Genomic DNA, 19,259 nt, shown 5'->3' on the forward strand with positions numbered 1-19,259 from the left:
GAAACCACCGTGACCGAACTCGAACTGCGCCAGCGCTGCCACACCGTCCTGCCGGGCCACCGCCAGCCCGCCCCAAGCGCCACCTTCGCCGCCATGGCCGCCTGGTGCGACGCCAACGATGTTGCGCACGATACCTATGGCGAAGGCGCGCTGATCGAACAGTTCGAGAACAAGGTCGCCAGCCTGCTCGGTTTCGAGGCGGCCGTGTTCTGCATCACGGGCACCATGACGCAGGTCACGGCCCTGCGCCTGGCGTGCCAGGACCGCGGCTCGCGCCTGGTGGCGCTGCATCCCACCTCGCACATCCTGCGCCACGAGCGGGGCAACCATGAATTGCTCGATCACTTCAAGGGTTTGATGATCGGCGACCCGCACCGCCCGTGGACGGTGGACGACTTGCGCGCCGTGCCCGATCATCTGGGCGCCGCGCAGCTGGAACTGCCGATGCGCGAAATCGGCGGCCAGTGCCCTTCCAGGGAAGACTTGAGCCAGATCAAACAGCACTGCCGCGAGCACAATATTCACCTGCACATGGATGGCGCGCGCCTGTGGGAAGCGCAAGCGGGTTTCGGCCAGTCCCTGCCCGCCATCTGCGACGGATTCGATTCCGTGTATGTGTCGCTGTACAAAGGCATCGGCGGCCTCGGTGGCGCCATGCTGGCCGGCAGCCGGCCGTTCGTCGAACGGGCGCGCGAATGGTTCCGCCGCCAGGGCGGCAATATCGTGCACCGCACGCCCTGGGTGGTGGCCGCCGCCATGCAGTTCGACGCGCGCCTCGCCGCCATGCCGCGGTATTTTGCGCGCACGCAGTGGCTGTACGCGCTGCTGCGCGACTTCCCGGCCATTGCCGTCAACCCCGCCAGTCCGCAAGCGAACATGCTGCACCTGCACTTGCCCGTCTCGCGCGAACGGGCCGTCGCCATCCGCAACCGGGTGGCCGCCGACCACGGCATCTGGCTATTCAGCCGCGCCAGCCACGCAGCCCTCCCCGGATACAGCGTGGTGGAATGGTATGTGGGAGACCAGTTGCTGGAACTGCCGGACGACAGCGTGCGGCTGGCCTTGACCCTGCTGGACGAGGCCATGCGCGCCAGGGATTAATTGACAATCGTGACACCCAAAAAAAAAGCGCCCGAAGGCGCTTTTTTTCTTTCATGGCGGCCGGGTTGGCCGCCACTACCTGCTTAGAACTTGTAGTTATAAGCGAGACCGATCAACTGCATGCGGGTCTTGAACAGGCCTTTGGTGGTTTCACCGTTGCCGGTGCAGCCAGCGGTCACCGGCGAGCAGTTATTCGTATAGTTGACACTGGCATCCTTGAAGTCGATATAGCTGTACGCCAGATCCAGCGAGGAGTTCGCGTTCAGCTTCCAGTTTGCGCCGATCGAGTACTGCATGCGGTCGCTGTCCGGCAAGGCTGGGTGACGCAGTTCCGCGCTGCGCACTGGTGCCTGGTCATGCGCAATACCGGCGCGCAGCAGCAGGTTTTCGTTGTACTTGTAGTTGGTACCCAGCGAAACACGGTAAGTGTCTTTCCAGTTCTGGCGGATGCGTTCCGGGCCTTCGGCCGTCGGCGGGAACTGGATATCCAGGTTTTCCAGGCGCGAAGTGCGGGTCCAGGTGACGTCGCCCATCAAAGCCCACTTGTCATCCATCTGGTGGAAGGCATTGACCGACAGGGTTTCCGGCGTGCGCAGTTCGACCAGCGCCTTGGAATTGACCTTGTTCGATGCGGCGGCGATAAAGCCGTTCACGGCGGCATTGCTCGTCACTTGCGAGAAGTCCCAGATGGTGCTGCCTTTGAGCTTGTGCGAAATCGACGAACGGTAAGCGATACCGAAACGCGTGCCTTCGTTCAACTGGTACAGATAGCCGAGATTGAAGCCAAAGCCCCAGTCATGACCGTCCATCGACGCGTGGCCATCCTTGATGGGACCCAGCAGCGCGGCACCAGCGGCTTGTGCCGCAGCCAAGCCTTGCGTCTTGGCAATATTGTTCACGAAAGCCTGCGATGCGGCCGGCGCATTCTTGCGCAGGAAGGCTACCGAACCTGGCACGTCCACGCCCTGGCCCAGTTCCGCCTTCATGTATTCGGCCGTGATGCCGAAACCGAACGAGTGGTGCTGGTCCAGCTTGAACGATACGGAAGGATTCAGGGCGATGGCTTCGAGCTTGATGTTGGTGATCGCGTAGCGGCCATACCAGTCATTGCCGTAGTCGAGCTTGGCACCATAAGGTACGAACAGGCCGGCACCGACCGTCCACTGGTCATTGATTTTCTTGCTGGCGTACAGCGCAGGTGCGAATACGGCGTCCGGCGCATAGTCCTTGGTTGCGCTGAAAGGCTTGCGATTGTCAGGAACGGCAGTAAAGAAAGGCTTCGAACCCGAATCCGTGTAGGTCGAATGCGGCACGACGATGGTGCCGCCGCCAACGAATTGTGTGCCTTCCAGGCGCGACAGGCCGGCCGGGTTGTAGAAAATGGTCGATGCGTCGGCCGCTTCGGCGCCGCTGGCATCGGCCGTGCCCTGGGCGGAAACGCTTTGCGAGCCGAAACGATAGCCCGATGCTTGTGCGGTGGAGGAAATGCCGGCGAATGCGGCAACGATCAGGAGGGGCAGATATTTATGTTTCAAGTTGGTCTCTCTTTATTATATGAAATTGTCTTCGGCACACTATCGCGGGCATATCCAGCTGCCCCGTCTTGCACTTTTCTTGCCGCCGTGAACTCCAATTCACTGACGGCATGAGCGAAGCATATAATATTTTTTAGAAAAAAGCGAACGTTCGCTCTTTTTATGAAACGGCGTTGTTTTTCCTGCGCATACGACCTTCTACAGTGCCAATGCAGGGGCTGGAAGCGGTATCAGAAAGCGCTGATGCATCAGCGACAGCATCTGTTCCGCCGGCACGGGACGCGAGATGAAATAGCCCTGCACCTCATTGCATTGCAGGGTGCGCAGGATGTCGAGCTGCTCGCGCGTCTCCACCCCTTCGGCCACCACGCTCATGCCCAGCGCATGCGCCATCGACAGGATGGCGCGCACGAACACTTCGCCCTGCTCCGAGCGGCCCAGCTCCATGGTGAAGGCGCGGTCGATCTTCAAGCCATCCATGGCGAACTTCTGCAGCTGCGACAGCGAGGAATAGCCGGTGCCAAAATCGTCGACCAGCAGGCGCACGCCCAGCGCGCGGATGGCGGACAACTGCTCCACGGCGCGGTTCTGTTCATCCATCATGGCCGATTCCGTGATTTCCACCTCGATCAGGCGCGCATCGATGCGGTGACGCGTCAGCGCAGACGCCAGCACCTGGTGCACGTCGCCGCGGCCGAACTGGCGCGCCGAGACGTTGATGGAGACTGGCACCAGTTCCAGTCCGCTGGCTTGCCAGCGCGCCATCTGCAGGCACACCTTTTCGATGACGACTTCGCCCAGCTGGGAAATCAGGCCGCTGCTCTCGGCCACGGGGATGAATTCCAGCGGCGGCACCATGCCGTGCTGCGGATGGTGCCAGCGCACCAGCGCCTCCATGCTGCACAGCTGCCCGCTCATGGCGTCGACCCTCGGCTGGTAGACGACGAGGAACTGATCCTGCTCCAGCGCCGCCACCAGGCTTTGCTCCAGTTCGCGCCGGTTGCGGATGGTTTCGAACAATTCCGGCTGGAAGAAGCGGTGATGGCCCTTGCCCGCCACTTTCACGGCATACATGGCGATGTCGGCGTTCTTCAGCAGCACTTCCGTCTCGGCCCCATCGCGCGGATACAGGCTGATGCCGATCGAGGCGCCCATCTTGTGGCGTTCGCTGCCCAGGTAAAACGGCTCGTCGAAGGCGATGGCGATGCGCTGCGCCACCTGCTCGGCGCGGCTGTCGTCCTCCACCGGGTCGAGCACGACGACGAATTCGTCGCCGCCCAGGCGCACCACGTGGTCGCCCGGCCGCAGCACGGCCTTCAAGCGCAAGGAGGCGGCGCGCAGCACCTTGTCGCCCTCCGCGTGGCCCTGCGTGTCGTTGATATCCTTGAAGCCGTCCAGGTCGATGAACAGCAGCGCCAGCATGTGCCGCGCGATGGCGGCGCGGCCCAGGGCGCCGGGCAGGAATTGCTGCAGCCAGTAGCGGTTGGGCAAGCCCGTCAAGCCGTCTTCATTGGCCAGGCGGCGCAAGTCGCGCTCGTGCTCCTTGGCCGTGCTGATGTCTTGCAGGGTGACGGCCAGGCGGTCGCCGCTGCGCACCAGGCGCCGGCGTATCCAGCGCAGCTTGAAGGGGTTGCCTTCCGGCAACTCGATCTCTTCCTCGGAAAAGCCGGAGACCATGGCGGCCCGGTAATTATGGATCAAGTCGCGGAAATACGGCTCGTGGGCGCGCGACTGCAGGCGCATGCCCAGCAACTGTTCGCGGCGCACGCCAAAGTAGCCGGCGCCCGGCTCGTTGCAGTCGACGATCTCGAAGTCGAGGATGCTGCCATCCGCGCCGCGCAGGGCGGCGATGATATAAAAGCCGTCGCTCGTGCCTTCGGTGGCCATGCGGTAGGCGTTGCGCACGCCTTCGGACTGGTGGTGGCGCCACGCCAGGCGCAGCGACAGCACGGTGGCGACGGCGGCAAAGGCCAGCAGCAGCACGGTGACGGCCAGGGCGATGCCGAGATAAATCGTGCGCGTTTCCTCGTAGGGATGCAGCATTTCACCGTCCGACAGTCCGACCACGGCCGTAAACGGATAGGCTTTCAGCGCCTGCCAGCCCACATAGCGATTTTGCTTGTCGGAAAAAGCTATCCTGCCGCCCGAATGCAGGGCGCCGCTCTCCGTTTCCAGGAAGCTGGTGTCGAGAAACGGCGTGCCCTGGCCGCTCTGGGTCGGCAGCACGCGCGAGCCCAGGCGCGTGCTGAACAGCTCTCCCTCTTCGCCCACCATGGCCGACATGCCGAACTTGCCAAAATTGACACTGTTATAGAATTCGGAAAAATAGCTGGAATGGATGGAAATGAGCAGCACGCCGTCGAAGTTGCCATCCTCGTCTTCCAGCCGGCGCGTGAAATGCACGAGGCTTTCGCCGGCGCCCGGCGCTGACGGGGCCGCCTCGCTGGCCCTCCCCAGCGCGATGCGCAGCGCGCTGGAGTTGCTGCGCCAGTGGCGCAACAGGAAATCGCTGCGCTCGTTGACGCGCAGCCGCTGCAGCGGCGCCGTGGCCGTCACGGGATGGCCCTTGCGGTCGAGGATGGCGACGATGGCAAATTGCGGCAAGGCATACATGCCCTGCGTCTTCAATTGATCGAGGCGCAACTGGCCGCGCGAGTTTTCCCATTCATACTTGAGCTGCAAGGTCAGCTGGTCCATCTGCTCCAGGGTGCGCAGCAGGTACTGGCCATATGCTTTCGACAAGGAAGACACGCTGTCGAGCGCCTGCTGCTGCGCCACCTTCTTTTCCGCTTCCAGCTGCAGCAAGGTGGCCGTCCACAATACCGCGCACAGGATCAGGCCCAGCAAGGGCCAGGCCAGGATCAGGCGCAGGTTAGCCTTGAGAAAATCGGCCCTGCTCATCTCCACCACGGCGGCGTTATTATTATTTACAAATTGTCGCAAGAACATGGTGCAGCATCTGCCGTTTCTATGTATTTCTTCAAGGACACACAAATTACCACAGAGTCATGTTTGCAGGTAAGACGGCAGCGTAATTATGTGCGTGGGCCGCGGCCCGCCTGTCGCGCCTGCGTTACAATCACCATCCTTACCGTTGGAGAAATACATGCAGCAATATCAAGATTTGATCAAGACCGTGCTCGAAACGGGCAGCTGGCAAGACAACCGCACGGGCATCCGCACCCTGAGCGTGCCGGGCGCCATGATGCGTTTCGACTTGGCCAACGGCAACTTCCCTGCCGTGACAACCAAGAAACTGGCTTTCAAATCCGTGATCGGCGAATTGTGCGCCTTCCTGCGCGCCTCGCGCAACGCGGCCGAATTCCGCGCCCTGGGCTGCAAGGTCTGGGACCAGAACGCCAATGAAAACGCGCAATGGCTGGCCAACCCCTACCGCGAAGGCGAGGATGACCTGGGCCCCGTGTACGGCGTGCAATGGCGCCAATGGCCAGCATATAAGCTGCTCGACGCCGACCAGCCCGCACAGATCGCCGACGCGCAAGCCAACGGCTTTACCTTGGTCGCCCCCATCGTCGAGGGCGGCGTGCAAAAAGTGCTGCTGTACAAGGCCGTCGACCAGTTGCGCGAATGCCTGGACACCATCATGAGCAACCCGGGCAGCCGGCGCATCCTGTTTCACGGCTGGAACCCGGCCGTGCTGGACGCCGTCGCCCTGCCCGCCTGCCATTTGCTGTACCAGTTCATCCCGAACGCCAGCACGCGCGAAATTTCGCTGTGTTTATATGTGCGCAGCAACGATATCGGCCTGGGCACGCCGTTCAACATCGCCGAAGGCGCCGCCCTGCTGCACCTGGTGGCGCGCCTGACGGGCTACACGCCGCGCTGGTTCACCTACTTCATCGGCGACGCGCACATCTATGAAAACCACCTCGACATGGTGGAAGAACAATTGAAGCGCACGCCGTTCCCGGCGCCCCGTTTCGTCATTTCCGACCGCGTGCCCGACTACGCGAAGACGGGCAAGTACGAGCCGGAATGGCTGGAAAAGATCGAGCCGTCGGATTTCTCGCTGGAAGGCTATGAACACCACGCGCCCATCAAGGCGGCGATGGCCGTCTGATGGCGGTCACAGCACTCGCCGCCCTGCACCGCAAGCTGTTTGATGAAACGGATGGCAGCAAGTTCGCCCGGCTGAAAGAGCGGCTGCTGAAAAAGCATGCCGCGGACGACAGGCTGGCCGTGCTCGACATCCTGACGGCGTATGCGCGCGATGGACAACTGCTGCACTGGCGCACCTTTTTGATGACGGATATCGTGCATCTGGTGGAAGGCAGTCAACATGCGGCCTTTTTCGCCTGGGCACTGGAGCAGCCCGCACTGGCGTACTGGGGCATCGATGGCTTGCTGAAAAGTATAGGCGTGGACGCGTATGCGCCCCTGGTGGCGCTGGCAGCGTCTGGCGCCACCAGGCTGGAAGTGCGCGCCAAGGCGATCAAGAGCCTGGCCGTGTTCAGCCGCCAGCCGTTTGACCAGGACTTGCCGTCCGATCCCGGCCACTGGAAGGCAGAGCAGCTGCGACTAAGCGCCGTGCTGGCCTGGCAAGCGGACGGCTACCCTGACGGTGCAGGCTACAAGGCGCCCGCCAAGCATGAGACGCTGGCCAAGCCGCGGTCGCGCCTGCAAGTAGCTGCCGCCCTCCTAGAGCGGAAACTGGCGCTGCGGCGCCAGCGCGAGCAAGACCTGGCGCAACCGTCGAACTGGCTGACCATGGCCAGCGCCAAGGACATGGCCGAGATCGACGCGCAATGGGTCTTGCCGGAAATCTACCGCCATTTCCTGCAATTCTATTCGCCGCTGCGCGTGCATGTCGACGGCAAGCGCTTCCCGCAGGGCCTGCATCTGTACGGCGCGGCGGAGCTGGTGGAGGCCCAGCACGGCTACGCCGTCCATGCCGTGCATAATCACAACATCGCGAGCTGGCAGTCGAAGCTCGTGGTGATTGCCGATGCGGGCGGCGACCCGTACTGCGTACACCTGGAAGAAAGAAGCATCGACGGCGACTTGCCCGTGTATCGCGCCAGACATGGCGCAGGCGAATGGCGCTTCGAGCTCCATATGGACGATTTCATCGACTTCCTGCACGAAATCGCATGGGCGGCCTAGCCTGCTTCGCCGGGACCGGGACCGGGACCGGGTCCGCCTGGCCCCCGTCCGCCCGGCGGACCGAAGCGCGGCTCCCGTTCGCCCTCCTTGGCCGCCGACGTGGCGCCGCCCAGGCGGTACGACAAGCCCACATAAATCATGCGGCCGTCAAAGCGGCGCGTGCTCGTTTCGCGCAGCGAGGCGCTGTTGATGACGGTTTCCATCTTGTTGCTGCTGAACACATCGGTCACATTCATGACCAGGCTCAATTGCGGTGTCACGGTGTGGCGTAAACTGAGGTTCAGCGTGTTGTTCGGCGAGCGGTAGCCCTGTCCCGACAGCATCTTGCCTTGCATTTGCAGGGCCAGTTGCAGCTGGTTATCCGCATTGATCTGGTAATTGAGGCGCGCGCGGCCGCTCAGTGCGTTGGCCGTGCGCGTGCTGCGGTTGCCCAGGTCGTCGGAACTCGTCTGCTGGCTGCGCGCCAGGTTGCCGCTCGTGTTCAGGGTCAGGGATGGCGTCAGCTTGCCGCTGACGCTGAATTCCAGGCCGCTCGAATGGCTGCCTTCGCCGTTTTCCCGCGTAGTCAGCAGCACATTGTCGCTAATAAAATAGCGGTAATCGACGATGGCGTCCGTGTCGCGCCGGTGGTAGGCGCGCAAGCTGCTTTCCAGGCCCACGATCTTCGTTTCATAGCCGATTTCGAAGGAATCCGTCTGCGTGGGTTTCAGCTTGGGATTGCCGGCCGCCACATTGAACTCGTCGCGGTAGATCACGTAGGGGTTCAGATCGCCCGCATTCGGGCGGCGGATGCGGTGCGCGTAGCTGAAGCGCAAATTGCTCTCGTCGCTGACTTTATAGGTGGCGAACAGGCTGGGAATATAGTTGACGTAATTGTTGCCAGCCTCAACGCCACTGGTGATCTGGCGTACGTTCAAGTCCGTGTATTCGGCGCGCAAGCCGGCCAGGGCGCCCCAGCGTTCGCTCAGGCGCATCTGGTAAGAGCCGTACAGCGCGATGGTGCGCTCGTCGAGCTCGAAACGGTTGCTGCGCATGGGATTGACGGTCTCGGCCAGGCTGGCGGGATTGATGTCCGTATATAAAGTGTCGAAACTGCTCTTGTTGTCGGCCACCTTGTAGCCCAGCTTGGCCGTGCCGCCCGCCAGCGGACGCTCGTAGTCGCCGCTGAAGTCGACGATGCGGTTGCCCGTCTCGCTGTGCTGGCGTGCGCGGCTGTCAAACGCGTTGACGGGCGCGATCGCATAGGCATTCGCGTAATCGCTGTCGCTCTCGTTGGTGGACGACGACACGCGCAAGTCGATTTTCAGGGTTTCGCCAGGCAACTCGCCCTTGTGGTCGTAGCGCCCGCCCCAGCTGTAGTTGCGGCTGTCGCCGTTGCGCACGGTGCTGCGCACATAGTCGCCGATGGTGCTGCCCGTGCTGTCGCCGTTGATGTAACGGTCCAGCGAGCGCTGGTCGTTGCTGCGCCCGTTGTACGACACGCTGGCGGCCAGGGTGTCGTTCGCATTCAGGTTGTAATTGACGGTGCCGTGCAAGCCCAGCGAATCGTTCAAGCCATTGTTCGTGGAGCTCTGGCTGCTGGGGGCGAAGGCGCCCGTGCCGCGGTCCAGGCGCTCGCGGCTGACATCGCCCACGGAATTGCGGCCGTCATGGCGCACATTGATGCCGCCCTGGTAGCCCCACGGACCTTCATTGTAGGTGCCGGAGACGGAGCTGTTGTAGCGCCCGGCGATGCCCGCATTCGCGTTGACGGTGGCAAAGCCGCCCGGCTTGCGGTTGCGCCGCATCACCAGGTTCAGGATCGGGCCGCCACCGGCTTCGTTGCCAAACTGGGCGCCGGGATTGTTGATCACTTCCACGGATTCGATATCGTCGGCCGCCATGGCGTTCAACGTGGCGCCCCGTGAATCGCCCTGCAGCATGGCCGATGGTTTGCCATCGATCAATATCTGCACATTGCTGCTGCCGCGCAAGGACACCGAACCGTCGGGGTCGACGGCCACCGAAGGCACATTGTTCAAGGCATCGGCCGCCGTGCCGTTGGTGCTGCCCACGTCGGACTTGACGTCGTAGACTTGCCGGTCGATGCGGCCCGTGGGACGTTCGGCCGTCACGCTGACGGTAGCGGGAGCATCGACGGCGGGCGCCTTGGCCGGTGCGGGCTTGACGACGGTATCGCCGGTGACGGTTTGCGCCTGGACAGCGGCGCCGGACACGAGCAGGCTGCCGCCCGCCAGGCAGTGAAAGAGGATTTTATGCATTTGCTTAAAAAATAATCGAGACGCTACGGATGAGGCACTACGCCGCAGCGTGAGAGCACATTCTCAAAGCATGCCACGATTGCAAGGAGCAAAGCAAATGCGAACCATTGTTATTTACTTCAATTTACAAATCTCTCGCACTTGTGGTCGCATAGCCTCATCCGATGACCTTTGCGCTACCTTTGCGCTACCTCAACAAGCCCTTGCCGCGCGCCAGCTTCAGCCAGCCCGGATATTCCGTCATCAATAAGTCATACAGCTCCGCATCGCTGTGCTCGTCGGGCGAGCTGACGGAAAAGTAATTGGCATTGTCGACCAGGCGGCCCTGCAATTCGTCGAGCTTTTCCAGGAAGGGGAAGTCGGAATCGGCAAAGGCGGCGAGAAACTTGCTTTTCGATTTGCGCCCCTTGCCGATGCCCATGAATTGCCAGAAGATCGGCTCATGGCTGGCCCAGCGCAATTGTTTCTCCGTCGTCGCCTGGTCGCTCGTGCCGCCGTCCGTGACGAACATCACGTACACGGGCAATTCCGCGGCGACGGGCCGCGTGCGCTCGCCGCCGGCGCCATCGGGGAAATAAAATGCGCGTATCGCCTGCATGGCGGCGCCATAGCGCGTGTCGCCTTCCAGCGGATGGCGCTGTATGGCCTGGCCCACGTAGGTATTGCAGTTGCTCAAGGCCATGGGCGCCGGATGGTGGACGTTCTTGCCGAACAGGAAAACATCGATCTCGCCATCGTCGTCGAACTTGCAGCCCAGGGCCAGGATGCGTTCGGCAAAGCGCTGCACCAGCCCCTCTTTATATAGTCGGCCCATGGAGCCGGAAATATCCAGGCACAAACACACCTTGGCGCGGTGGTCAAGCAAACCCACTTTCTGCAGCGACACGCCCGCCTGCTTGACGAGGCTGACCAGTTGCGGCGCTTCCCGTTCGACCCGTTTTTCCAGGTTGATCTTTGCCTGCATGACGGCCGAAACCGCCGCAGGGGCAGCAGAAGCGGCCTGGTCGACTTCGCCGCCGAAGTGGCGCACCAGCGCGTCCAGTCCGCCATTAAAACCTTGTCCCACGGCCATGCAGCGCCAGCCGCCATCCTTGCGGTAGATTTCCGCCAGCATGACGGCTTTTTCCTGTGCAAAATCACTACCCGCGAAGGCGAAGCGGGCCAGCTCGCGTCCGCCCGCCTGCAGGCGCACGTGGCCGGCTTGCAGCTGCGACATCACCCCGCCGCCATCGATGGACGCCGTCACGACGAGGCGGTCTATGCCGGCCGGCAAGCGCGCCAGTTGCAAGGCAAACTCGGCCATGTCGCCGCCGCTGCCGGGGCGCGCTTCCACGCCGCCGCACGGCGTACGCGGCTGGTTGAAAAAGGTCATGTAGCGCTCGTCGGCCAGTTTTCCTGCCGCATCGAGGCCGAAACAGGCCACGTCGAGCGCCAGCCCCTGCGCGGCGACGCCCACCTGCAGCACGCCGTCGGGAACGAGATTGGCCAGCGGCAAGCGCTGTCCCTTGGACAAGGTTTCCATCAGTGCCTCCTAGGCGATATAGCGGCGCGGATTGTCCGCGTTGAAATCATCTTCGTCTTCCTTGTCCTCGCCCTTGAAGACGACGGGACCGTTGAAGGCCAGTTGCAGGCTCTCGCCCTGCCAGCTCAGCCACGGCGTCGCTTCGCTGCCCGGCTCCGACGTCTTGCCGGACGGTTCGAGGATGATACTGTCGGGCGTGATGCGCGCCATGCCGATCACATAGGTGTAGACGGAATCGTCCTCGGCCGCCTTGGACAGGCGGAAGTCGAACGCGCACTCGACGATCTGCTCGCCATATTGCATGACCATCTTCGGCCGCATGGAAGCGACCGACACGGCGCCATTGGCCAGCGCCGAATACACGCTGAAGACGAGGCCCACCGTGCCGCCGTACTGTTGCGCCAGCGCGGGATTGACTTCCACCGTTTCCGTGGCCGGTTCCTTGCCCGATGCGCCCGCCACGTCGCCCAGGTGGCGTACATACGGCATGACGTCGAAGCTGCCCGGCGTATCGGGCGCCTGGATGAAGCGCATCTGGCCGTTCGGCAAGAGGATGCCGACTCTTAAATCGAGGTCGTCGTTATCGTCGTCGCCATCGCCGTTATCGACCCAGGTGGCCTTGACGGTGAGCTTGCCCGGCGCGCCCGCGCCCTTTTGCAGCGACACCTTGTGCGTCTGGCCCGCCTTGGTCAGCGAGATTTTCGACAGGGAAATTTTGGGCGGCGGCACCGGCTCCGCTGCCGCCTGCGCCACTTCGCCGCCGAAATGGGCGACCAGAGCGTCCAGGCCGCCATTGAAACCCTGGCCCACGGCCATGAAGCGCCAGCCGCCGTCCTTGCGGTAGAACTCGCCCAGCATGACGGCTTTTTCTTGCGCAAAATCAGATCCCGCATACGTGTAGCGGGCCAGCTCGCGCCCGCCGTCCAGCAAGCGCAGGTAGCCGCTGCCCAGCTGCGCCATGGTGGCCGCGCCATCGATGGCGGCCGTGACGACGAGGCGCTCGATGGAGGCAGGCAAACGGTCCAGCTGGTAGCTGAAACCAGCCGCATCGCCGGACGGCGCCGCCGCTTCCACGCCGCCGCACGGCGTGCGCGGCTGGTTAAAGAAAGTCATGTAGCGGTCGTCGGACAGCTTGCCGTTGGCATCGAGGCCGAAACAGGCAAAGTCCAGCGGCACGCCAGCGCTGGCGAGTCCCAGTTGCACGACGTTGCCCGTGACGAGGCCGGACAGCGCCAGGCGCTGCCCCTTGATCAGGTTTTCCATGCGATTATTTATTCAGGTGTGGGAGCTTCGGACAACGGCTCAAGGCAAGGCGCGTCGTCCGAAGACAGTACGAATGTACAGTCAGTCCATGGCGGCGCAACGCCGCCATGGACTGCCGTTTTGGGTTCTATACAAAGCTAAAAGAGCTTCGGACAACGGTTCAGGGCAAGGCGCGTCACCGAAGACAGTACGAATAGTACGGCGAGGTGACGCAACGCCGCCATGGGCCGTTTTCCGGAGCTCTTAGGCGTTGACGCCGAACGAGCGTGCCAGTGGTCCCAGGCCGCCCTTGAATCCTTGGCCGATGGCCTTGAATTTCCATTCGCTGCCGGCGCGGTAGATTTCGCCGAAGATCATGGCCGCTTCCGTCGAGCCGTCTTCCGACAGGTCGTAGCGGGCGATTTCCGCCCCGTTGTCGCCGTTCAGGCAGCGGATGTAGGCCTTGCCGACCATGCCGAAGTTCTGCTTGCGGTTTTCCGCGTCGTGGATAGTCACGGCGATGGCGATCTTGTCGATGTCGGCGGGCACGCTGGCCAGGTCGACGGCCACTTTCTCGTCGTCGCCGTCGCCGCCGCCGGTCGTGTTGTCGCCCGCGTGGACGATGGAGCCGTCAGCCGACTTCAGGTTGTTATAAAAAATGAAATCGGCATCGGAACGGGCCTTGCCATCCGTTTTCAGCAGGAAGGCGCTGCCGTCCAGGTCAAAAGCGGCGCCATCGGTGGCGCGCGGGTCCCAGCCCAGGCCAATCACGATTTTCTTCAAGCCGGGAGCTTCCTTGCTCAGGTTGACATTGCCGCCTTTTTGCAAACTGATCGCCATGGTAATTCCTCTTTAATGTGGGGGTTGCATTCGGTGTTTCAGGTCACGTCGCCGGCACGCCGGCTTGATGAGCCATGAGCCTACCATAAAGTTCCTGCTTGCCAGCCGCGCACTATTGAAAATAATGCCATACGGAAAAATCGTGCCGCTGTCCCCATGCGCAAAATGACGGATAATGCCGCTCGACAAAAATTTTTCACACTAGGTTTGTCCTTGATCAATATACGACTCGACTGCATTCCTGGCACCCTGTGCGACGCACGCCTGTGGTCGCGCCTGGCGCCTGCCCTGGGCGACGCCTTTGAACTGCGGCACGTACCCCTGCACCAGGCGCGCACGCGCCCGCAGATGCAGCAGATGATCGCCAGCCACAGCGCTCCGCAAGCCCATCTGGTGGGCTTTTCGCTGGGCGCCTACCTGACGCTCGAACACGCGCTGGCGCACCCGCAGCGTGTGAAATCCCTCACTTTGATCGCCAATTCGGCCAAAGGTTTGCTGCCGGCGGAGGTCGAAGCGCGCCAGCGCATCGTCGCCATGCTCGAGCGCAATGCCTATACGGGCATCACGCGCCAGCGCCTGCGCGAATTGCTGCACCCGTCGCACTTGCAGGACGGCGCCATCACGGGTCTGATCCAGCAGATGGGGTTGGACCTGGGCAAGGAGGTGCTGCTGGCGCAATTTCTCACCACGATAGACCGCCCCGACCTGATGGCGCGCTTGCCGGAACTCGATTTCCCCGTGCTGATCGTGGGTGCCGAGGACGACAAGCTCGTCAATCCCGACGACCTGCGCACCATGGCCGCCCGCCTGCCGCAAGCCACCTTGCACATACTCAAAGACGATACCGGCCACATGATTCCGCTGGAAGCGCCAGGCGCGCTGGCGCAAGCCATGCGTGCGCATCTGGAGGCTGCCGGCAATTTCAACGATAATGACGGGCATCGGGCATCGCCCCCACCTTTTTCACAGAACCAATGAGCTTACTGACCATCATCGTCGCCACCGACCAGCAAGGCGGCATCGGCATCGACAACACCCTGCCGTGGAAGTTGCCGGAAGACCTGGCGCATTTCAAGCGCTTGACGACGGGCCACCCCATCCTCATGGGCCGCAAGACCTTCGATTCCATCGGCCGCCCGCTGCCGAACCGCCGCAACATCGTCATCACGCGCAATCCGGACTGGCGCCACGAAGGCGTGGAAGCGGCGCCGTCGCTGGAAGCGGCCATCGCCCTGCTGGACGGCGCCGAAGGCTATGTCATCGGCGGCGCCGACATCTATAAACAGTCGCTGGCCCTGGCGCAGCGCCTGATCGTCACGGAAATTGGCCAGACGTTCGATTGCGACGCGTTTTTCCCCGCCGTGGATCATGCCGTGTGGCAAGAAACCGCGCGCGAAGCGCATGTCTCGGAGAAATCCGGCCTGCCTTACGCCTTTGTCACGCTGCAACGCAAAGCCTGATAAGGTTATATTGACTAGCAGAATGTTGCTGTAATACCCCTGTCACACCCGTGCGTCACGCTAGCGCATGCCTGGGACGCCGGGGGGTGATATTTTTTTCCCGCAGAGGCCGCATTTCTGCGAGAATCCCGTTCTTATTTTTTTTATGCGGCTGCCGGGTTGCACTACCGCCTGACCGTCGCGCCCTAGTCCGCCCCTTCACATCTGTCAGGGGCGGCTTGCTTTTTTGGAGACATGCATGAAATTTCGTTTCCCCATCGTCATCATTGACGAGGATTTCCGTTCTGAAAATACGTCCGGCCTGGGCATTCGCGCCCTTGCCGCCGCAATGGAAAAAGAAGGCATGGAAGTGCTGGGCGTGACCAGCTACGGCGATTTGTCGCAATTTGCCCAGCAGCAATCGCGCGCGTCAGCCTTCGTGCTGTCGATCGACGATGAAGAGTTCGGCGCCGGTTCCATCGAGGAAACCGATCACGCCTTGAAGTCGCTGCGCGCCTTCGTCGAGGAAATCCGCTACAAGAACGCCGACATCCCTATTTACCTGTACGGCGAAACGCGCACCTCGCGCCATATTCCCAACGATATCCTGCGCGAACTGCATGGTTTCATCCACATGTTCGAAGATACGCCGGAATTCGTCGCGCGCCACATCATCCGCGAAGCGAAATCCTACCTGGACGGCCTGTCGCCGCCGTTCTTCCGCGCCCTGGTGCACTACGCCAACGACGGTTCCTACTCGTGGCACTGCCCCGGCCACTCGGGCGGCGTGGCCTTCCTGAAGTCGCCGATCGGCCAGATGTTCCACCAGTTCTTCGGTGAAAACATGTTGCGCGCCGACGTCTGCAACGCCGTCGAGGAACTGGGCCAGCTGCTCGACCATACCGGCCCCGTCGCCGCGTCCGAACGCAATGCGGCGCGCATCTTCAATGCCGACCATTGCTATTTCGTCACTAACGGCACCTCGACCTCGAACAAGATGGTGTGGCATTCGACCGTGGCGCCAGGCGACATCGTCGTCGTCGACCGCAATTGCCACAAGTCAATCTTGCATTCGATCATCATGTGCGGCGCCATTCCCGTGTTCCTGATGCCAACGCGCAATCACCTGGGCATCATCGGCCCCATCCCGCTGCATGAATTCACGCCGGAAAGCATTGCCCGCAAGATCGAAGCGAATCCGTTCGCGCGCGAAGCGAAGAACAAGAAGCCGCGCATCCTGACCATCACACAATCGACCTACGATGGCGTGATCTACAACGTGGAAACCCTGCGCGAAATGCTGGACGGCAAGATCGACACCCTGCACTTCGATGAAGCGTGGCTGCCACACGCCACCTTCCACGATTTCTACAAGAATATGCACGCCATCGGCAAGGACCGTCCGCGCGCCAAGGAATCGATGATCTTCTCGACCCAGTCCACGCACAAATTGCTGGCCGGCCTGTCGCAGGCCTCGCAAATCCTCGTGCGCGAATCGGACACGGTCAAGCTGGACCAGGACGCCTTCAACGAGGCTTACCTGATGCACACCTCGACCTCGCCGCAGTATTCCATCATCGCCTCGTGCGACGTGGCCGCGGCCATGATGGAAGCGCCGGGCGGCACGGCCCTGGTGGAAGAATCGATCATGGAAGCGCTCGATTTCCGCCGCGCCATGAAGAAGATCGACCAGGAATGGGGCCAGGACTGGTGGTTCCAGGTGTGGGGTCCGGCCAGCTTCAACGACGAAGGCATGGGCCAGCAGGAAGACTGGATGATACGCGCCGAGGATGACTGGCACGGTTTCGGCGACCTCGCTCCCGGCTTCAACATGCTCGACCCGATCAAGGCGACCATCGTCAACCCGGGCCTGTCGCTGGACGGCCAGTTCGGCGACACGGGCATCCCCGCGTCCATCGTCACCAAATACCTGGCCGAGCACGGCGTCATCATTGAAAAATGCGGCCTGTACTCGTTCTTCATCATGTTTACCATCGGCATCACCAAGGGCCGCTGGAATACCCTGTTGACGGCCTTGCAACAATTCAAGGATGACTACGACAAGAACCAGCCGATGTGGCGCATCCTGCCGGAATTTGCGGCGGCCAACCCACGCTACGAAAAAATGGGCTTGCGCGACCTGTGCCAGCAGATCCACGATTTCTACAAGGCTTACGACGTGGCCCGTTTGACGACGGAAATGTATCTGTCGGACATGATCCCGGCCATGAAGCCGTCGGACGCGTTCGCCAAGATGGCGCACCGCGAAATCGAACGCGTGGCCATCGACGAACTGGAAGGCCGCATCACGTCCATCCTGCTGACGCCGTATCCACCGGGCATTCCGCTCTTGATCCCGGGCGAGCGCTTCAACAAGACCATCGTCGACTACCTGCGCTTCGCACGCGACTTCAACGAGCGCTTCCCCGGCTTCGAGACGGATGTGCATGGCCTCGTGAAACGCGAAGTCGATGGCAAACGCGGATACTTCGTCGACTGCGTCAAACTGGACGATTAGTGACGGCTCATCCAATCTCGCTTGGCGCGCTTTGCGGCCGGCGATGCTCACCGTACCAGAGTACGGTTGCGCTTCTCGGCCACAAATCACTGCCGCTCGCTACGATTGGATGAACCGTCGTGACGTTCGTTAAAGAACGCTGCTTACATGGCGCCGCCTGATGCAAATCAGGCGGCGTTTTTCATTGTGGGCCAGCGCGCACGCTTGCGCCAGATCAAACGACCGGGGTATCGGGCTTCTAAGATGGGCGACTCGTGCCCTCGTGACGGCAGGCCTATGACGCTCAAGGTGTGGCTGGAAATCATGCAGCAGGCGGCGGCTGGCAGTGGCGCCTTGCTGGCGGCGGCCTTGAAGCAGGCTCAGGTAACTATAGCCCGGCGGCACGATGGCGAAGCAGATGGAACGGGCATCGTGCTGTTCGCCGAAGCCAATACGGCACTGCTGCAGGCGCTGCCGGCGCTGTGCAGCCATGCCCGCGTGCTGGCCATCGCCGCCTGCGGCCAGGCCCTCAGCTGTGCGCAACAGCGGGCCCTGCTGGCGGCCGGCGCGCTCGATGTGCTGCTGTGGCCTGGCGGCGCCGTCGACGCGGGCCAGGTGCTGGCGCGCCTGCAGCGCTGGCAAGCCGTGGCGCAGTTGCTGGCGTCCAGCGCCGTGCGCCAGCAACTGGTGGGCGGCAGCGCTGCCTGGACCGCCTTGCTGCACCAGGTGGTGGAAATGGCCGCCTTCAGCCAGGCCCCGATGCTGATCACGGGTGAGACGGGCACGGGCAAGGATTTACTGGCGCAACTGGTCCACCGCCTGGGCAACTGCCGGGGCGACTTCACCATCCTCGACTGCACCACCCTGTCGCCGGAACTGGCGGGCAGCGAACTGTTCGGCCATGAACGGGGCGCGTTTACGGGCGCGGCGGCACCGCGCGACGGCGCTTTCGCCCTGGCCGACGGCGGCGTGCTCTTCCTCGACGAAGTGGGCGAACTGCAGCTGCCCCTGCAGGCGCAGCTGCTGCGCGCCATCCAGGAACGCAAATACAAGCGCGTAGGCGGCAATACCTGGCAACCGACGCAATTTCGCCTCGTCTGCGCCACCAACCGCGCACTGGAAGACGAGGTGGCGCGCGGCGCCTTCCGCGCCGACCTGTATTACCGCATCGCCGGCTGGCGTTGCCAGACGCCGCCCCTGCGCGAACGCCAGGACGACATTTTGCCGCTGGCCCGGCATTTCCTCGCCGAGCTGGCCCAGCAGCCGCCGCCCCCGCTGGACGCCGCCGTGCGCGAATACCTGCTGCTGCGCGACTATCCGGGCAATGTGCGCGAGCTGCGCCAGACCGTCACGCGCATCTGGCACCGCCATTGCGGCCCCGGCCCCATCACCATCGGCGCCCTGCCTCCCGAAGAACGGCTGCTGGCGCCGCCCTGGCCCGACCAGTACTTCGAAGCGGCCGTACGTCGGGCTCTGGCCCAGGGCTGCAAGCTGTCGCACATCGCGCGCTGCGCCACCGACATGGCCATCCGCCTCGTGCTGGCCGAGGAACACGGCAACAACCAGCGCGCCGCCGCGCGCCTGGGCGTGACGGACCGCGCCCTGCAGATACGCCGCAAGGCGGCCGCCTGCGCGACGCCAGCCGCGACTGCCGCCAGTATTGCGACACCGCCGGCCACGCCGGCCGCGCCTTGATCT

Annotated in this window: 13 protein-coding genes; 7 read left to right on the forward strand and 6 right to left on the reverse strand. The window is 62.7% G+C overall.

The window, feature by feature from the left end:
* Positions 1-9 precede the first annotated feature (9 nt).
* On the forward strand, positions 10-1,101 hold the full coding sequence (locus tag O0881_RS04690; protein ID WP_289910376.1) for a beta-eliminating lyase-related protein: 1,092 nt from the start codon (positions 10-12) through the stop codon (positions 1,099-1,101).
* Positions 1,102-1,184: 83 nt separating this feature from the next.
* Here the strand turns inward: O0881_RS04690 and O0881_RS04695 are convergent, their stop codons facing one another.
* Together O0881_RS04695 and O0881_RS04700 are read right to left on the reverse strand one after the other, a co-directional pair.
* Positions 1,185-2,636, reverse strand: a complete 1,452-nt coding sequence (locus O0881_RS04695) for an OmpP1/FadL family transporter (protein WP_289910377.1) — start codon at positions 2,634-2,636, stop codon at positions 1,185-1,187.
* A gap of 198 nt (positions 2,637-2,834) precedes the next feature.
* Positions 2,835-5,537, reverse strand: coding sequence for an EAL domain-containing protein (locus O0881_RS04700; protein ID WP_289910378.1), 2,703 nt, complete (start codon positions 5,535-5,537; stop codon positions 2,835-2,837).
* Positions 5,538-5,742: 205 nt separating this feature from the next.
* Here O0881_RS04700 and O0881_RS04705 point away from each other — a divergent pair, with 205 nt between their 5' ends.
* Both O0881_RS04705 and O0881_RS04710 read left to right on the forward strand, forming a co-directional pair.
* Positions 5,743-6,717 carry a thymidylate synthase gene (locus O0881_RS04705; protein WP_289910379.1) on the forward strand — a complete coding sequence of 325 codons (975 nt, stop codon included), beginning with the start codon at positions 5,743-5,745 and terminating at the stop codon, positions 6,715-6,717.
* Positions 6,717-7,760 (forward strand): SMI1/KNR4 family protein, encoded by a 1,044-nt coding sequence (locus tag O0881_RS04710; protein WP_289910380.1) that lies wholly within the window; start codon positions 6,717-6,719, stop codon positions 7,758-7,760. The genes O0881_RS04705 and O0881_RS04710 overlap by 1 nt, the downstream gene beginning before the upstream one ends.
* Here the strand turns inward: O0881_RS04710 and O0881_RS04715 are convergent.
* From O0881_RS04715 to O0881_RS04730, 4 genes are all read right to left on the reverse strand, one after another.
* Positions 7,757-10,021 (reverse strand): outer membrane beta-barrel family protein, encoded by a 2,265-nt coding sequence (locus O0881_RS04715; RefSeq protein ID WP_289910381.1) that lies wholly within the window; start codon positions 10,019-10,021, stop codon positions 7,757-7,759. The two genes, O0881_RS04710 and O0881_RS04715, sit on opposite strands and share 4 nt — an antisense overlap.
* A gap of 187 nt (positions 10,022-10,208) precedes the next feature.
* On the reverse strand, positions 10,209-11,543 hold the full coding sequence (locus O0881_RS04720; protein WP_289904769.1) for a VWA domain-containing protein: 1,335 nt from the start codon (positions 11,541-11,543) through the stop codon (positions 10,209-10,211).
* Positions 11,544-11,552: 9 nt separating this feature from the next.
* Positions 11,553-12,806 (reverse strand): TerD family protein, encoded by a 1,254-nt coding sequence (locus tag O0881_RS04725; protein WP_289910382.1) that lies wholly within the window; start codon positions 12,804-12,806, stop codon positions 11,553-11,555.
* A 243-nt stretch (positions 12,807-13,049) separates the two neighbouring features.
* Complete coding sequence (locus O0881_RS04730) at positions 13,050-13,625, reverse strand: TerD family protein (protein WP_289910383.1); 576 nt, start codon at positions 13,623-13,625, stop codon at positions 13,050-13,052.
* Positions 13,626-13,838: 213 nt separating this feature from the next.
* Here O0881_RS04730 and O0881_RS04735 point away from each other — a divergent pair, with 213 nt between their 5' ends.
* The 4 genes from O0881_RS04735 to O0881_RS04750 all read left to right on the forward strand — a co-directional run bounded on the left by O0881_RS04735 (position 13,839) and on the right by O0881_RS04750 (position 19,256).
* The gene (locus O0881_RS04735; RefSeq protein ID WP_289910384.1) at positions 13,839-14,603 is read left to right on the forward strand and encodes an alpha/beta hydrolase; all 765 of its coding nucleotides are present in this window, start codon (positions 13,839-13,841) and stop codon (positions 14,601-14,603) included.
* Positions 14,600-15,085 (forward strand): dihydrofolate reductase, encoded by a 486-nt coding sequence (locus tag O0881_RS04740; protein WP_099667616.1) that lies wholly within the window; start codon positions 14,600-14,602, stop codon positions 15,083-15,085. The genes O0881_RS04735 and O0881_RS04740 overlap by 4 nt, the downstream gene beginning before the upstream one ends.
* Positions 15,086-15,323: 238 nt before the next feature.
* Positions 15,324-17,582 (forward strand): arginine/lysine/ornithine decarboxylase, encoded by a 2,259-nt coding sequence (locus O0881_RS04745; RefSeq protein ID WP_034784421.1) that lies wholly within the window; start codon positions 15,324-15,326, stop codon positions 17,580-17,582.
* 276 nt (positions 17,583-17,858) lie between these two features.
* Positions 17,859-19,256, forward strand: coding sequence for a sigma 54-interacting transcriptional regulator (locus O0881_RS04750; protein WP_289910385.1), 1,398 nt, complete (start codon positions 17,859-17,861; stop codon positions 19,254-19,256).
* The last annotated feature ends 3 nt before the right edge of the window (positions 19,257-19,259 follow it).

The sequence above is a fragment of the Janthinobacterium sp. SUN100 genome, assembly GCF_030397705.1.
Taxonomy (GTDB): Bacteria; Pseudomonadota; Gammaproteobacteria; order Burkholderiales; family Burkholderiaceae_D; genus Janthinobacterium; species Janthinobacterium kumbetense.

What these genes read in the sequence shown, in the direction of transcription:
- O0881_RS04715 (WP_289910381.1), bottom strand. Translation starts at nt 10,021, where the DNA reads ATGCATAAAATCCTCTTTCACTGCCTGGCGGGCGGCAGCCTGCTCGTG.
- O0881_RS04725 (WP_289910382.1), bottom strand. Translation starts at nt 12,806, where the DNA reads ATGGAAAACCTGATCAAGGGGCAGCGCCTGGCGCTGTCCGGCCTCGTC.
- O0881_RS04700 (WP_289910378.1), bottom strand. Translation starts at nt 5,537, where the DNA reads ATGAGCAGGGCCGATTTTCTCAAGGCTAACCTGCGCCTGATCCTGGCC.
- O0881_RS04730 (WP_289910383.1), bottom strand. Translation starts at nt 13,625, where the DNA reads ATGGCGATCAGTTTGCAAAAAGGCGGCAATGTCAACCTGAGCAAGGAA.
- O0881_RS04720 (WP_289904769.1), bottom strand. Translation starts at nt 11,543, where the DNA reads ATGGAAACCTTGTCCAAGGGACAGCGCTTGCCGCTGGCCAATCTCGTT.
- O0881_RS04740 (WP_099667616.1), top strand. Translation starts at nt 14,600, where the DNA reads ATGAGCTTACTGACCATCATCGTCGCCACCGACCAGCAAGGCGGCATC.
- O0881_RS04745 (WP_034784421.1), top strand. Translation starts at nt 15,324, where the DNA reads ATGAAATTTCGTTTCCCCATCGTCATCATTGACGAGGATTTCCGTTCT.
- O0881_RS04750 (WP_289910385.1), top strand. Translation starts at nt 17,859, where the DNA reads ATGACGCTCAAGGTGTGGCTGGAAATCATGCAGCAGGCGGCGGCTGGC.
- O0881_RS04705 (WP_289910379.1), top strand. Translation starts at nt 5,743, where the DNA reads ATGCAGCAATATCAAGATTTGATCAAGACCGTGCTCGAAACGGGCAGC.
- O0881_RS04710 (WP_289910380.1), top strand. Translation starts at nt 6,717, where the DNA reads ATGGCGGTCACAGCACTCGCCGCCCTGCACCGCAAGCTGTTTGATGAA.